At 58.6% G+C, this 13,060-nt stretch carries 16 protein-coding genes; 9 read left to right on the top strand and 7 right to left on the bottom strand.

Translation table 11 applies throughout. From position 1 onward, the window contains the following. Positions 1–4: 4 nt before the first annotated feature. A complete protein-coding gene (locus RBB47_RS23245) occupies positions 5–448 on the bottom strand; it encodes a MarR family winged helix-turn-helix transcriptional regulator (RefSeq protein ID WP_371932840.1) in 444 nt (147 codons plus the stop codon). Between the two features lie 60 nt (positions 449–508). Here RBB47_RS23245 and RBB47_RS23240 point away from each other — a divergent pair, with 60 nt between their 5' ends. Together RBB47_RS23240 and RBB47_RS23235 are read left to right on the top strand one after the other, a co-directional pair. Next, positions 509–916: an antibiotic biosynthesis monooxygenase gene (locus RBB47_RS23240; protein WP_305988288.1), complete on the top strand. Its 408-nt coding sequence runs from the start codon at positions 509–511 to the stop codon at positions 914–916. Then, positions 916–1,410 (top strand): cytochrome b, encoded by a 495-nt coding sequence (locus tag RBB47_RS23235; RefSeq protein WP_305988287.1) that lies wholly within the window; start codon positions 916–918, stop codon positions 1,408–1,410. Before RBB47_RS23240 ends, RBB47_RS23235 begins: the two co-directional genes overlap by 1 nt. Before the next feature lie 41 nt (positions 1,411–1,451). On the opposite strand, the gene RBB47_RS23230 is transcribed toward RBB47_RS23235, so the two are convergent. Both RBB47_RS23230 and RBB47_RS23225 read right to left on the bottom strand, forming a co-directional pair. Further along, positions 1,452–1,910: a hypothetical protein gene (locus tag RBB47_RS23230; protein ID WP_305988286.1), complete on the bottom strand. Its 459-nt coding sequence runs from the start codon at positions 1,908–1,910 to the stop codon at positions 1,452–1,454. Beyond that, a complete protein-coding gene (locus RBB47_RS23225) occupies positions 1,907–2,476 on the bottom strand; it encodes an NADPH-dependent FMN reductase (RefSeq protein ID WP_305988285.1) in 570 nt (189 codons plus the stop codon). Before RBB47_RS23225 ends, RBB47_RS23230 begins: the two co-directional genes overlap by 4 nt. A 143-nt stretch (positions 2,477–2,619) precedes the next feature. On the opposite strand from RBB47_RS23225, the gene RBB47_RS23220 reads away from it, so the two are divergent. Then, positions 2,620–3,474, top strand: a complete 855-nt coding sequence (locus tag RBB47_RS23220; RefSeq protein WP_305988284.1) for a LysR family transcriptional regulator — start codon at positions 2,620–2,622, stop codon at positions 3,472–3,474. Positions 3,475–3,526: 52 nt separating this feature from the next. Here RBB47_RS23220 and RBB47_RS23215 read toward each other — a convergent pair whose 3' ends face one another. Continuing rightward, positions 3,527–4,102, bottom strand: a complete 576-nt coding sequence (locus RBB47_RS23215; protein ID WP_305988283.1) for an MOSC domain-containing protein — start codon at positions 4,100–4,102, stop codon at positions 3,527–3,529. A 139-nt stretch (positions 4,103–4,241) separates the two neighbouring features. Further along, positions 4,242–6,461: an esterase-like activity of phytase family protein gene (locus RBB47_RS23210; protein WP_305988282.1), complete on the bottom strand. Its 2,220-nt coding sequence runs from the start codon at positions 6,459–6,461 to the stop codon at positions 4,242–4,244. 230 nt (positions 6,462–6,691) lie between these two features. Here RBB47_RS23210 and RBB47_RS23205 point away from each other — a divergent pair, with 230 nt between their 5' ends. Beyond that, complete coding sequence (locus tag RBB47_RS23205; RefSeq protein WP_305988281.1) at positions 6,692–7,891, top strand: multidrug effflux MFS transporter; 1,200 nt, start codon at positions 6,692–6,694, stop codon at positions 7,889–7,891. Positions 7,892–7,899: 8 nt separating this feature from the next. Here the strand turns inward: RBB47_RS23205 and RBB47_RS23200 are convergent, their stop codons facing one another. Beyond that, positions 7,900–8,400, bottom strand: coding sequence for an arsenate reductase ArsC (locus RBB47_RS23200; RefSeq protein ID WP_305988280.1), 501 nt, complete (start codon positions 8,398–8,400; stop codon positions 7,900–7,902). A 22-nt stretch (positions 8,401–8,422) separates the two neighbouring features. Further along, positions 8,423–8,755 (bottom strand): helix-turn-helix transcriptional regulator, encoded by a 333-nt coding sequence (locus tag RBB47_RS23195; RefSeq protein WP_305988279.1) that lies wholly within the window; start codon positions 8,753–8,755, stop codon positions 8,423–8,425. Positions 8,756–9,004: 249 nt separating this feature from the next. Here RBB47_RS23195 and RBB47_RS23190 point away from each other — a divergent pair, with 249 nt between their 5' ends. The 5 genes from RBB47_RS23190 (at position 9,005) to RBB47_RS23170 (ending at position 13,056) form a co-directional block, all read left to right on the top strand. After that, the gene (locus tag RBB47_RS23190; RefSeq protein WP_305988278.1) at positions 9,005–9,748 is read left to right on the top strand and encodes an Asp/Glu racemase; all 744 of its coding nucleotides are present in this window, start codon (positions 9,005–9,007) and stop codon (positions 9,746–9,748) included. Positions 9,749–9,886: 138 nt separating this feature from the next. Further along, positions 9,887–10,024, top strand: a complete 138-nt coding sequence (locus RBB47_RS23185) for a hypothetical protein (protein WP_305988277.1) — start codon at positions 9,887–9,889, stop codon at positions 10,022–10,024. Positions 10,025–10,131: 107 nt separating this feature from the next. Beyond that, complete coding sequence (locus RBB47_RS23180; RefSeq protein ID WP_305988276.1) at positions 10,132–11,166, top strand: aspartate-semialdehyde dehydrogenase; 1,035 nt, start codon at positions 10,132–10,134, stop codon at positions 11,164–11,166. A 252-nt stretch (positions 11,167–11,418) separates the two neighbouring features. Next, complete coding sequence (locus RBB47_RS23175; protein WP_305988275.1) at positions 11,419–12,159, top strand: TenA family protein; 741 nt, start codon at positions 11,419–11,421, stop codon at positions 12,157–12,159. A gap of 3 nt (positions 12,160–12,162) precedes the next feature. Next, positions 12,163–13,056, top strand: a complete 894-nt coding sequence (locus RBB47_RS23170) for a DMT family transporter (protein ID WP_305988274.1) — start codon at positions 12,163–12,165, stop codon at positions 13,054–13,056. The last annotated feature ends 4 nt before the right edge of the window (positions 13,057–13,060 follow it).

Genomic DNA, 13,060 nt, shown 5'->3' with positions numbered 1-13,060 from the left:
TTCGCTATTCCGCTTCCTGCATGGCGCTGATCGCCCGGCGCATGAAATCCAGAAATTGCTCTGTTTCAGCTTTTGAAAACCCGGCCAATGCCTCTGCGTTCTGTGCCATGGCTTCGCCGACCGCGGCGCCCTCCAGTGCCCGCGCCCGATCGGTCAGGAAGATTTCGTGGACACGGCCATCTTCCTCGCTCGCCCGGCGGACGATCAGCCCATCGCGTTCCATGCGCGCCAGGGTATTGGCAAGGGTCGCCTGCTCGATATCCAGCAGTTTGACCAGGTCCTTCTGGGTCTGGCCTTCCTTTGCCCAAAGCGCAATCAGCGCCGGAAACACGCCGGGTGAGAGACCAAGCGGCCTGATACGGCGGTGAAGCCCCGCGGCGAAGAGCCGTGCCATGTGATTGGCGAGATATCCGGCAGAAGAATCTTTTTTGAAGGTCATGCCTTGCATATACGATAGATAGCACACTATATAATTAAACATAGCTTGCTATATAAATGGAGGCACAGCATGCGAAACTTTATTAACCGCAGATTTTTCAACCTCACGGCTCTGACCTTTGTCAGCGCGCTAATCGGAGCACCCGCAATGGCCAAAGACCTGAAATCCAACGACCCGGTTACGCTGATCAACGCATTTGAAATTCCGGCAGACCGTGTCGACGTCACCATCGCGTTTTGGGAAAAGGCCAGAGACTTTCTCCAGCAGCAGCCCGGCTATATCACCACAAGCCTCCATCAGGCCCTTGATCCGGGTTCAAAATTTCAACTGGTGAATGTCGCCAAATGGGAAAGTCCGGAAGCCTATCAAGCGGCCATCAAGAAGATGCGCGAAAGCGGTCTTGGCGCCGACATGAGAGGCACTGTCTTTCACGCGGCGCTTTACCAGGTCGTACGGTCTGACGGGGAGACTGACTGATGTCTGGATCTCTCGATTTCAGCCGGATCGCGCATTGGATTATCGCGGGCGCAGTGTTTGCCGCCCTCGTATCCGGATTTGCCATGACACGCTCGGACGCGTTTTCCCTGACGCTCCTGCAAGCGCACATCGCCTTTGGAGCCGTCGCGGGTCTGTTCTCTCTTATCCGCGTCCTGAGCTGGGTCGCGAGAGGTGCGCCGGCGCGGATCTATCCGGTTTCTTCGAGAATTCAGGCCCTGGTCAGCAGCGCTGTTCATGCAGCGTTGCGATTGGTACCGCTGGCCCTTCTCGCCAGCGGTGTCGGCATGATCGCGCTGTCTGGCTCCTTTCCTGAAATCGCGGCAGGGACGTTTTCTGGCCTTGCGGTCTTTGAGACCCTTCCACCGCGAAACCTGCACCATGCGGCGGCAAGTCTGCTGCTCGGCCTCCTCGGGCTGCATATCGCCGCTGCCCTTTGGCATTGGCGCAGCCGCATTCGCTCTGTTACGTCGTGATCTGCCTCTGCAAATTGAATGCTCGCCCGTCGCCTCAGGCTCTAGGGTGCAGACTCAGGCGCGGGCAGGCGCCGGTTTGCAATCCAAACCCAGCCGCTCAGCAGGATTGCCGAACCTGAAACAATTGTCATGAGGGTGCCGGGAACAAAATTTGCGTATCCGGGCAGATCGATGAAGACGAAGTAGCCGATGTCCGCCATGCCGCCAACAAGCGCCGTAACCCAGATGGCCGTCATGTTTTCGCGCCAGATAAAAACGGCACCGATCATGGTGGTCACTCCGAACCAGCCAAGGTTCCACCCGTGCTGCGACAGGATTCCGGAGAGCGGTTCAGGATAGTCGCCGACCAACGTTGTCTTGTCGACCGCGTCTGCAATGTTGCCAATGGCCGTTTGGGGATCGACAGGAACAATCAGAAATGCCGCGAGCACATGGACCGCACCCCATATCACCCACAGGATCGCGGCTGCTTTCAAAGCAATCTTTTGGTTCGCTTTCATGAGAATGCACCTGCTTTTTCATCGGTTGATACCAGCTCTGAAAGCGCTGCCGACAGCGCCAGCCGGTCGTCGGCACGGGTAAGCTCGCCACGCTCCGGGTCGTAGGCGGCCGCCCAGCGGCCTATCCCGACGGATCCCCGGATCTCTCCGCCAAAATGGGGAGCAAGCATGGTTTGGCTTTGCAAGACCCCGGCACCTGCACGGGGCCCCGGTGTTGCAGCCAGAATGACCATCGGCTTGCCCTGCCAGAGCTTCATGTCGATGCGGCTCATCCAGTCGAACAGGTTCTTCCAAGCCGCCGTCACAAAACCGTTGTGTTCGGCAAAGGAGATGAGCAAGGCATCCGCCGCGCCAATCCTTGAAAAAAACGTATGTGCGTGTGACGGCACTCCGTTTTCCTTCTCGCGGTCAATCGAATAGATAGGCATCTCAAAGTCGTTCAGGTCGAGAAACTCGATCTGAACGTCGTTTTGTACATTTGTCTTGAAACTCCGGGCCGCGAGCTCGACAAGTCGGCGATTGATCGATTGCCGGCTGTTCGTGGCCGCAAATGCAAGCAACTTCATTCATGGTCTCCGTGATCCAGCATGTCACCCACGGCAGGCAACGTCTTGTCCTGTTGGTTGAAAATGAGATGCTGCACAGTCGCGCGCAATATCGTATTTTGCGCATCATATGCGCAGAAATAGAACATCAGAGATTGTGTTGCATGAATAACTGGATGGAACTGCGAACCGCATTGCTCGTTGCCAGACACGGGACGGTCAGCGCTGCCGCCGCCAAGCTCGGCGTCCATCGTGCAACGGTCAACCGGCACATAGAAACGCTTGAAAAAGCGCTCGGCACAGCGCTGTTTCAGCGTCACGCCCGCGGCTACACGTTGACCGATGCCGGTCGTGACATGTTGGATGTTGCAAACAGGGCCGACGAGATGTTTGCGGATCTGGAAGGGCGAACCAAGAACCGCAAGGGTCAGTTGTCCGGCGAACTGACGATCTCGGCGCTCGGTGGCCTGGCCCCGATGGTTGTTCCGGCGCTACGCGCGTTTCACGACGCCCATCCGGCCATACAGATAGAGTTCGTCGTCGAGTCCCGGCTCGCAAAGCTGGAATACGGCGAAGCCCAGGTGGCATTCCGCGCCGGACCGAAGCCGGAAGAGCCTGACTATGTCGTTCTCCCGTTTCGCCAAATCCGCTTCGGTCTCTTTTGCAGTCAGGACTACGTCCGGCGCCACGGACACCCGCAAGAAAACCGTTTCGATCAGCACCTGTTTGTTGGAATTGTCAGCCGGCCCACAGCCCACCCGTACTCTGAATGGATGCGGGCAAATGTGCCACAAACCGCCCTCTCGCTCGAAACCACAAATCTGGAGGTCAAGTTTGAGGCTGTGCGCGCCGGAATGGGCCTTGGGTTCCTGGCTGAACATGAAGCAGAGGGTCATCCGGATCTGGTTGAAATCCTTCCACCGGACGACAAATGGACAGCGAATATCTGGATCGTCACCCACGTCGATCTGCATCGCACAGCAAAGGTTCAGGCGTTTCTGCACTTCGTCAGAAATTAGAACCGGCAGAAGTGACTTTCCGATTTTGCGTCCATGCGATCGAGCGGCCCGGTCACCCCAGTTTCGTAACCGTGTCGCCGACTGAGATCGTGCCGTCGCGGGTAACCCGAGCGTAAATCCCGCGCAACCGATGCACTTTGCCCTCGCCCAGATTCACAAAGACACAGGCATCGCGACCGTACCGATCAATGAATGATTGGCATCCGTTGTGAGGCAACTTGGTCACGACGAACTCCGCACTGCCGATCTTGAAGGGTGTCCCTGGCGGCATGTTGGCCGGGGTGAGGTCCATGTCGATAAAGAGATTGTCTCCGGCAGGCGCCCAGTTCGACTTGTCACCGGCAATGGCTTCAATACACTTTGCCATCATGATGCAGATCTGTGCATCGGGATCTCCGGTGCCGTCGTCAAGCGCGTAGCCTGTGCCGTGCTTCCAGTGGTCGCCCGGCAAACCGTGATCGGCACTTACGTCGATACTGTCGGGCACCACGCGCATTCCGTGGTCCGGACGCATGACGATCATTTCCAATGTGCCGTTGTCCTTCGGACCTGAAAGAATATGTGGCAGCTGCTCCATCAGGGCGTCGTGGCTGCGGAATTCATCAGGTGCTATAGCGGGTTCCGGCATGGGTCTTCTCCAGGGTCAGGAGCCAAGTTGTGACACGATTGACGGGATTTGAAAATCGCCTCGTTGTCCGGCACAGACGAAAAACCCGGCAGCGCGAGGCTGCCGGGTTTTCCTTTTGCGTCCTTTGACCTGGCGAGGCTTAGTTCAGGCGCGATGCCGGCCCGAGGTTGATGAGCTGAGTCTCGCCCGGGGCATCATCGACACCGTCATTGTCGGTGACCAGGATCAGCTTGCCATCGGCCGTGATGGTCAGACCCTCCGGTTTGTCCAGGATCCAGCCTTTGCCCTGCGCCATCGCAGGCAGGATGTCCATCGCGTAGCGTTTCTTCAACACCGGCAGGGTTTCACCGTGAGCAGCGGGAACAACATCCTTCAGGGAAACCACGGTGATCTGCTTGATTGCAGCATCCTCGCCGCCCTTGTTGTCGCGTTCCAGAACGGCGAAGTCGCCGTCGCCCAGGGAGACGATTTCGGAAAGGCCGACCCAACCGCCCGCGGCACTCTTCGGAGCATCAAGCGGGTAGTGGACAAAGCCCCAGGTCTTCTCAGCCGGGTTGTAGATGGCGATCTTGGTGTGACCCTTCGGGTCATCGTTCCACTCGCGCTGAACGGCAACGGCCACCAGGGACTGCCCGTTCATTTCGAACTCGGTAACGCCTTCGAACGAGAAGCGTTTCGCCTGGTCCTTCAGGCTCTTCGGCAACGTGATCTGTTCCTGGATGGCTCCATCGGTGCCGACTTTCAGGAGCAGGTGCTTGCGCTCGTTCTTGGGGTGGCCTTCAGAGGCCAGCCAGAAACCGCCGTCCTTGGCAACAGCTATGCCCTCGAGGTCGAGCCTCTCCTGGTCAAAACCGGTGACATTCACGTAGGACGTGATTTTTGCCGGCTTCGTTGAGATGTCCATCGTGTAGATCCGGGCATCGTCATAGAAGCTGTCGCTGACCGCATAGAGCTTGTTGGCATCCGACGGATCTGCCGCCAGTGCGGAGATGGCACCCCAGCCGATCGGAGCGCCCTTTTCCGGATCCATGTCGGAGACAACGGACGGATAGGCCGGTGCCTCGGCGCCGAACTTGTACAGCGAAACGTGCGAGCGGACATTGTCTTCGGCACTGTCAACTTCGTTTGCAACGACGAAGAGATCGCGGCTCGGGATTGCCAGGAGGCCCTCCGGACCGACATGGGTCGGCAGGAACTGGACGAACTCCGGCACGCCACCGGTGTCCTTGTAGACTGCGACGAAGTTGCCGCGCTCGGAATTGACGAAGATCAGCGTGTCGCCACCAAATGTACCGACCGCGACACCTTCCGGCTCGGTGCCCTTCTTGGCAGCGCGCTTTGCCGGATAGTGACCGTGGGACATGCCGAGATGTTCCATCTGGTTACCACTGTCAAACAGGACTTCGCCGCTCGTGTTCCAGATCGTGAACCCGCGCGACCCGCCCTCGTAGTCGCCTTCGTTGGCAGTGACGAAGCGCTCGGCGTCGATCCAGGCAACCGCGTCCGGCTCACGCGCAACGTTTTCGGTGCTGCCCGACGCATCGCTCATGCGTGCCTTGGAAACCGGAATGTTTTCAGCAGAAGCCGCACCGGCGGAGAAGTTCGCGGTCACTTCACCGGATGCAAGATCGACAACCGCGATGTGATTGTTTTCCTGCAACGTAACGACAGCCTGATTGTCGGCATTGATGGAAACGAACTCCGGCTCCGGGTCAGTCGGAGCGACTTCGGCAAGACCGGTCAGGTCAACGATGCGCACCGCGTCGCAATTGGTGGGTGCGCCATTTTCGTCAAGATCGAAGATCGCGAGATGGCCGGCAGGCATCTGCGGGATGACGCCGTCATTCAGGTCTTCGTCACGCTCGTTTTCGATTGCAATGGCGATGAACTTGCCATCCGGTGAAATGGCAACGCTGTCCGGCTGGCCCTTGGCATCGCATGTCGCGGTGATGCCCATGTTCTCAAGCGCGATCACGGCCAAGTGGCCGGACGCGTTGATATAGTCTTCGCTGGTGTTGACGCCGGCATAGGCCGCCTTTTCGCCGACAGCTACGGATGTCGGCTCGCCGCCAAGATCAACCCGCGCCATGGGCTGGATGTTGAGCGGGTTCGCCGCGTTGACGAAAACAATCGAATCGCCCGGGCTGTCGGTGAATGCCAGTGTCCGGCCATCCTTCGAGGCATAAATGATTTCAGCAACCGTTTCGGTCGCCTTGTCCGCACCTTCGGGCAAGGTCTTGTAGACCGGATAGGTGTTGATGCGTTCGAAATAGTCCGCCTGTGCCGCTGATACGGTGCCGAGGCCGACCAGGACGGCAAGGCTGACGTTTTTCAGAAAACGTCCGCGAAGGTCTGACATTGCACTAGCTCCCACGTCTTTTTGGGTTGAGGTGCGCGCAAGCTAGTGGCCCTCCTTACAAGAACGGTGACAGTTACATGAAGGTTGCATGACAACCCCGCGCATAAATTATGCGTCCCGGGCAAGGCAGGGTGCAGCAAAAAACGCTGGACAAGTCACGGCAATTCTCCCACGTTGCAATCCGCAAACGTTTCGCGCACACAGCGCATTCCTTTACCTCGGATATTCTCATGCAGATCGGATTCGTCCGCGCCGCCCTGGTGCTGGGGCTGCTGGCCGCCGTTGGCCCTTTTGCGATTGATCTTTATCTCCCGGCGACGCCGCAGATCGTGAAGGATCTCAACACCGACGATGCCGGTGCACATATGACCTTCACGGTCTACTTTATCGCGTTCGGGCTCGCACAGTTGTTTTACGGCCCAATTGCCGACTGGCTTGGCAGAAGACCGCCCATTTTCCTGGGCCTTGTCGTGTTTATTGCCGGCTCGGCAATTTGCGCGATGGCAACGGACATCTCGATGATGACGTTGGGCCGATTCGTGCAGGCGCTCGGCGCCGCCGCGCCGATGGTGATCGTGCGTGCTGTCGTCCGCGATCTTCACACGGGCACCGAAGCAACGAGGCTCATGGCTCTGGTCATGCTCGTGATCAGCATATCGCCGTTGCTCGCGCCATTGACCGGCAGTTTCATCATAGCGTTCGGCAGCTGGCGCATGATCTTCGCCGCGCTCGGACTGATCGCGTTGTTTGCAATGATCTTCACGGCCCTCCGGTTGCCGGAAACACTGCCGGCGGCCAAGCGCGTTCCAATCAATGCGACGGCTCTCTTCCGCAGCACGATCTACCTGATGAAGGATTTCAGATTCCTGGGCCTGACCATGATTGGCGGATTTGGATTGGCGAGTTTCTTTGTCTTTATAGCCTCCGCACCCTTGGTCTACATGACCCAGTATGCGTTGACACCGACCGGCTTCAGCCTGGTTTTCGCCTTCAATGCCATCGGCTTTTTTACCGCGTCTCAGTTTGCCGCCAATCTTGGCCAGAGATTCGGCATGGGCCGCGTCGCCTTCTGGGCCGTTTGCGGTTTTGCGGCTTCAACGTCCACGCTCTTTGGTCTTGTCTGGCTCGGGTTCGATGATCTTCCGGTCCTGATGGCGTTGTTCTTCCTCGGCAACAGCTGCCTCGGGCTGGTGATTGCACCGACCATGGTGATGGCCCTGGAAGAACACGGCGAGCATGCGGGAATGGCCTCTTCCCTTGGAGGAACCTTCCAGATGGTCGCGGGCGGGCTCATGATTCTGATCTTCAGCCCGTTCTTCGACCGGACTGCGCTGCCTTTGGTCGGCGCGGTTGCGGCCTGTGCGCTCATTGCCTTCGTTCTGGCATTGCTCACGCTCCGCCCGCAACCGGAAGCCCAGGCTCCCGCCTGAGCAAGCTCTCAGTCCGACGCCTTGCCGATCTCGTCGAGCTTTTCTTGCAGCGACAGTCTGTCGAGAGACGACATCGGCAGGTTGACGAAGATCGAAATCCGGTTGTTGAGCATCCGAAAAGTGTCGGTGAACGCCAGATTGTGCTCGGTTTCGTTGCCTTCGGCTGCGACCGGATCAGGCACGCCCCAATGGGCGGACATCGGCTGTCCCGGCCAGACCGGGCAGGTTTCCTTGGCCGCGTTGTCGCAGACCGTAAAAACAAAATCCATCTTCGGGGCGCCGGGTTCGGCGAATTCGGCCCAATCCTTGGAGCGGAAGTCTTCAGCCTTGAAATTCAGTTTCTTGAGCAACGCGATGACTTCCGGCCGAACCGCACCGGCCGGGTTGGAGCCCGCTGAATAGGCTTTGAAGCGGCCCTGCCCCTCCCGGTTCAATATGGCCTCGGCCATGATGGAACGGGCCGAATTGCCGGTGCAAAGAAAAAGAACATTAAAAACACCGTCGGACATAACTTGCTCCTCGTGCTGTCTACTATTTCCGGCACGCAATCGCTTCTATTGCCTGCGCACAAAGCTCCGGATGGCCGCCGCAGCAATCGGCCATGAGAAAAGTCAGCAATTCCCGCGTCCCATCGAGGTCCGCGAAATAGCGGATGGAACGCCCCTCACGCTCGTTTCGTACAAGGCCAGCCTGCAGCAACACCGACAGGTTGGCCGACATGGTGTTCTGACGAACATCAAGAACCTCGGCGATATCACCGGCACTCATGCCTTCTGGCCCCACATTGATCAGGAGCCGGAAAACATCGAGCCGCGTCTTCTGGCTGAGCGCACTGAAAGCGTTCAAGGCATCATTCATATCCATAATTCATGATATATTGATATAAATTAGAGTTGCAAGAGAATTTCCTTCACATGCCGCACCAACCGGGGTTTAGCGTCCGGCAATCCCAATCCCGGCCTTGCGTTCGCCTGCCTGACCTGTTGATCTGCACTGCGACGTCGCGACGGGACCCAGCGAAATCATTCGCATATGAATGCTCCGAAAAGGGTCCGGCAGAAACGCCGGACACCGGCCAAACAAGCTCTATTGAACCCGCAAAGGACCTGAACTTTGAGACTGGACTTCGATTGCGACAACGGGCTTGGAGAAACGGCCGCTCTCGGACTGATCGTGCTTCAGGCGGACGAAACGGTGGAGAAAGAGTTCCGCCCGGTTTTCGACATTGAAGGCGTCGCGATGTATCACGCGCGCATTGAAAGCGATCCGGATGTCACCGAAGAAACGCTGATGCGCATGAAAGGCAAGCTGACAGGGGCAGCCGCACTGCTTCCCGGGCACCGGGCGCTCGACGTGATCGGCTATGCCTGCACGTCTGCATCGACGGTTATTGGCTCCGCAGCGGTCGAAAGGGCAATCCGCCAGGCGCATCCGGATGCCAGCGTTACCAACCCGGCCGTTGCGGTCGTTACCGCACTGAACCATCTGGCGGTGGAGAAGGTCGGTGTTGTTTCACCCTATGTTGCGGATGTCTCGGAAGCCGTGTGCGAACTGCTGCGCGCCGAAGGACTGGACCCGGTCACCGTTGGATCGTTCGATCAGTCGGAAGAAGCGGTCGTTGCACGCATAACGCCGCAATCGGTCCAAAATGCCGTGCATCAGGTAGGCAACGAACCGGACGTGCAGGCCGTATTTGCCTCCTGCACCAATTTGCGCACCTTTCCAGTGATCGAGGCATGCGAGCAGTTGCTCGGAAAACCGGTGATCAGTTCCAACCTGGCCCTTGCCTGGCACATGATGACCCTCGCCGGCCTTGAAACAAGGGGCAAAGGACCCGGGCGGCTGTTCAATTCCTGATCCGGAACGGGCCAGCGCGTCACCATTGCGCAACAAAGTGAGAAGCAATCGCCGGATTTGGCGGTATTCCTTGTTGACTTACTAAAGATTCCGGGCAAAAACACCGCCGTCTCAAGTTTTGACGATTGCGAGCACCCGATGAGCCGGCTGAAAGCCGACATTCTGGAAACAATTTCCGCGGCCCTTGCCAGCGCGACGTTCCTGCGCGGCGAGACCCGTTCGGCTGCCGTGACCGCTCTCAAACGCACAACCAAGACAACCAAGACCACCGCTTGACGGTGCCGCTCATCCCGCCTCCCCGGGGATGGGAGGCGCCGGGAGCCGGCAAGCCTGTTTTTCGGGGCAGCCGGTGCAGCGGGGAGACGGACAAGGACTAGTCGAAAATGGGTTTCAAGATCGCAATAGCAGGCGCTACCGGCAATGTCGGCCGCGAGTTGCTGGACATTCTCGCCGAGCGTGGCTTTCCGGCTGATGAAGTCGTCGCCCTCGCTTCCCGCCGCTCCCAGGGCACGGATGTTTCGTTCGGCGACAAGACGCTGAAAGTACAGGCGCTGGAGAATTACGATTTCTCCGACACGGATATCTGCCTGATGTCAGCAGGTGGAACGGTATCGAAGGAATGGGCCCCGAGAATTGCCGCCAAGGGCTGCGTTGTCATCGACAACTCATCCGCCTGGCGCTACGACGCAGACGTGCCGTTGATCGTTCCGGAAGTGAACGCTGACGCCGTCGCCGGCTTTACCAAAAAGAACATCATCGCGAATCCGAACTGCTCCACGGCACAATTGGTCGTCGCACTGAAGCCGCTGCACGATCATGCCAGGATCAAGCGCGTCGTCGTTTCGACCTACCAGGCCGTTTCCGGTACCGGCAAGGACGCGATGGAAGAGCTGTTCAACCAGACCCGCGCTGTTTTTGTGAACGATCCGATCGAACCGAACAAGTATCCGAAGCGCATCGCCTTCAACGTCATTCCGCATTGCGACGTCTTCATGGAAGACGGTTACACCAAGGAAGAATGGAAGGTGCTTGCAGAGACCAAAAAGATGCTCGACCCGAGCATCAAGGTGACCTGCACCGCCGTCCGGGTTCCGGTGTTCATCGGTCACTCGGAAAGCGTCAACCTTGAGTTTGAAAACGAGATCAGTGCCGAGGAAGCACGCAACATCCTGCGCGAAGCTCCCGGTTGCCTCGTGATCGACAAGCACGAAGACGGCGGCTACATGACGCCTTATGAAGCGGCTGGCGAAGACGCGACCTACATCTCGCGCATTCGCGAGGATGCAACTGTCGAAAACGGCCTGAACCTGTGGGTCGTCTCCGACAACCTGCGCAAGGGCGCTGCGCTCAACACGGTTCAGATCGCAGAAGTTCTGATCAACCGCGGCCTGATTTCTCCGAAAAAGGCAGCCGCCTGAAGTCTCTTGGCGGGCGCCGCCCGGCGCCCGTTTTCCAGCCCAGTGCCGACCAAAACTCCCAACCTCATCTTGAGATGCGGAGCGAAGCAAAGCCTCGAAAGGTGGGCTGCGGACACAGTGCCCGCCCGCGGTTCGAAGCCCGCCTTCGATCCTCCTCCCGATGAGGGCGTTTTGCAGACGCACGTTTGATTGCCTGATCTTTCCTTCAAGGACCACGAAGTTAAGGCCAGCTGCACGAGAAGGCGCTTCCAAATGAACACTTCGTTCCAAGGATCCATTCAGGACTACCAGGCTTCGGTTCCCGGCGCCCGGTTCACCGATTGGCTCGCGTCCCGTGCGGAGCCCTATTGGACGGACGCTACGAACCACGCCTTCACGCACGCCATCGGTGACGGCTCGATGCCCGACGAGGCGTACGTCCGCTATCTGATCGAGGACTACACATTCATTACCGATCTGGCGTCGACCCTTGGTTTTCTCGTTGCCAAAGCGCCCAGCATGCGCTCCAAATCGCGGCTTTCGTCGTTTCTTGCGCTGCTGACTTCAGAAGAAAACGACTATTTCCTGCGCTCGTTCGATGCACTCGGCGTCCCCCGCGAAACCTACGAAAAGGCAGCCCAAGGCCCGGTCACGCGGGCATTTTCCGATCTTCTCCTGACGTCGTCCGGCAAAGGAACGTATGCGGAAGGACTCACCTGCCTGCTCTGCGCCGAGTGGTGCTACCTTACCTGGGGCCAACGAGAGGCTGGAAAACCGCGGCCTCAGGCATTCTATCTCGCAGAATGGATTGACCTGCACGCGGTTCCGGGCTTCGAAACGTTCGTGAACTGGATCAGGAGCGAGATCGACCACATCGGACCGGATCTTGGTGTCAACGAACAGGAGACACTTGTCCACCTGTTCCGGCAAATGAGCCTACTGGAACACGCCTTTTTCGAAGCCGCCTGGACTGGCACGCCGCCAGAACTTGGTGGAGACCTCGACCGGACCTAAGCGATGTATCTCTATGAAGCCGCCGCGCTTGGGGCCGCAACGCTCTGGGCACTGACCGGTCTCCTGTCTGCAGCTCCAGCCCAGCATTTGGGCGCAATCGCCTTCAACTGCACGCGCATGGTGCTTGTCACGCTGATGCTGTGTGCCTGGGTGATGGTTGCGGGCGGTTGGAATACGATTGGCAATGACCAGATCCTGCCCCTGGTCCTGTCCGGTTTCATTGGCATCTTCATGGGCGACACGGCTCTGTTTCTGACACTGAACCGGATGGGCCCGCGACGCACCGCCATGCTGTTCTCCTTGAACGCACCGATGTCGGCAATCCTGGGCTGGATGATCCTGGACGAGACCCTGACCGGCATGCAAGTGACCGGGATTGCGCTGATCTTTCTCGGGGTCCTTCTTGCGATCCGCTTCGGCAAACGCAAGTCGCAGCTTCACAAGTGGGAAAGTATCAAGGGCCCGCTCTGGGTCGGTGTTCTTCTCGGGCTCGCAGCGGCCCTGTCGCAATCGATCGGCTCCCTGATCGCACGCCCCGTGATGGAAACGGGTGCCGATCCGGTCGCAGCGTCAAGCATCCGCGTCGGCGTCGCCGCCATCGGTCTCGTTCTGCTGATGCGACTGCCGTTCAGTTGGGTCAAGCCTGCCGGCCGCTTCACGCTTCCCGTTGTCGGCATTATCGCAGTGTCCGGACTGCTCGGCATGGGCATCGGCATGACACTGATCCTCTATGCCCTTTCAGGTGGCGAGGTCGGCATCGTTGCAACGCTTTCCGCTACAACGCCTGCCGTCATGCTGCCGATGATGTGGTGGCGCACGAAGGAATTTCCGGCACTCGGGGCCTGGGCCGGAGCCGCCCTCGTGATCGCGGGCAGCGCTCTTCTCTTCATCGTGTGAGGTA

Origin of the sequence: Roseibium sp. MMSF_3544 (genome assembly GCF_030732845.1) — a bacterium.
In the GTDB taxonomy this organism is placed as follows: domain Bacteria; phylum Pseudomonadota; class Alphaproteobacteria; order Rhizobiales; family Stappiaceae; genus Roseibium.
This window is presented reverse-complemented; position numbering and strand designations above follow the sequence as displayed.

Bases quoted from the DNA above. Each gene is read 5' to 3' on its own strand.
- RBB47_RS23245 (WP_371932840.1), bottom strand. From the start codon at position 448: ATGCAAGGCATGACCTTCAAAAAAGATTCTTCTGCCGGATATCTCGCC.
- RBB47_RS23240 (WP_305988288.1), top strand. From the start codon at position 509: ATGCGAAACTTTATTAACCGCAGATTTTTCAACCTCACGGCTCTGACC.
- RBB47_RS23235 (WP_305988287.1), top strand. From the start codon at position 916: ATGTCTGGATCTCTCGATTTCAGCCGGATCGCGCATTGGATTATCGCG.
- RBB47_RS23230 (WP_305988286.1), bottom strand. From the start codon at position 1,910: ATGAAAGCGAACCAAAAGATTGCTTTGAAAGCAGCCGCGATCCTGTGG.
- RBB47_RS23225 (WP_305988285.1), bottom strand. From the start codon at position 2,476: ATGAAGTTGCTTGCATTTGCGGCCACGAACAGCCGGCAATCGATCAAT.
- RBB47_RS23220 (WP_305988284.1), top strand. From the start codon at position 2,620: ATGAATAACTGGATGGAACTGCGAACCGCATTGCTCGTTGCCAGACAC.
- RBB47_RS23215 (WP_305988283.1), bottom strand. From the start codon at position 4,102: ATGCCGGAACCCGCTATAGCACCTGATGAATTCCGCAGCCACGACGCC.
- RBB47_RS23210 (WP_305988282.1), bottom strand. From the start codon at position 6,461: ATGTCAGACCTTCGCGGACGTTTTCTGAAAAACGTCAGCCTTGCCGTC.
- RBB47_RS23205 (WP_305988281.1), top strand. From the start codon at position 6,692: ATGCAGATCGGATTCGTCCGCGCCGCCCTGGTGCTGGGGCTGCTGGCC.
- RBB47_RS23200 (WP_305988280.1), bottom strand. From the start codon at position 8,400: ATGTCCGACGGTGTTTTTAATGTTCTTTTTCTTTGCACCGGCAATTCG.
- RBB47_RS23195 (WP_305988279.1), bottom strand. From the start codon at position 8,755: ATGGATATGAATGATGCCTTGAACGCTTTCAGTGCGCTCAGCCAGAAG.
- RBB47_RS23185 (WP_305988277.1), top strand. From the start codon at position 9,887: ATGAGCCGGCTGAAAGCCGACATTCTGGAAACAATTTCCGCGGCCCTT.
- RBB47_RS23180 (WP_305988276.1), top strand. From the start codon at position 10,132: ATGGGTTTCAAGATCGCAATAGCAGGCGCTACCGGCAATGTCGGCCGC.
- RBB47_RS23175 (WP_305988275.1), top strand. From the start codon at position 11,419: ATGAACACTTCGTTCCAAGGATCCATTCAGGACTACCAGGCTTCGGTT.
- RBB47_RS23170 (WP_305988274.1), top strand. From the start codon at position 12,163: ATGTATCTCTATGAAGCCGCCGCGCTTGGGGCCGCAACGCTCTGGGCA.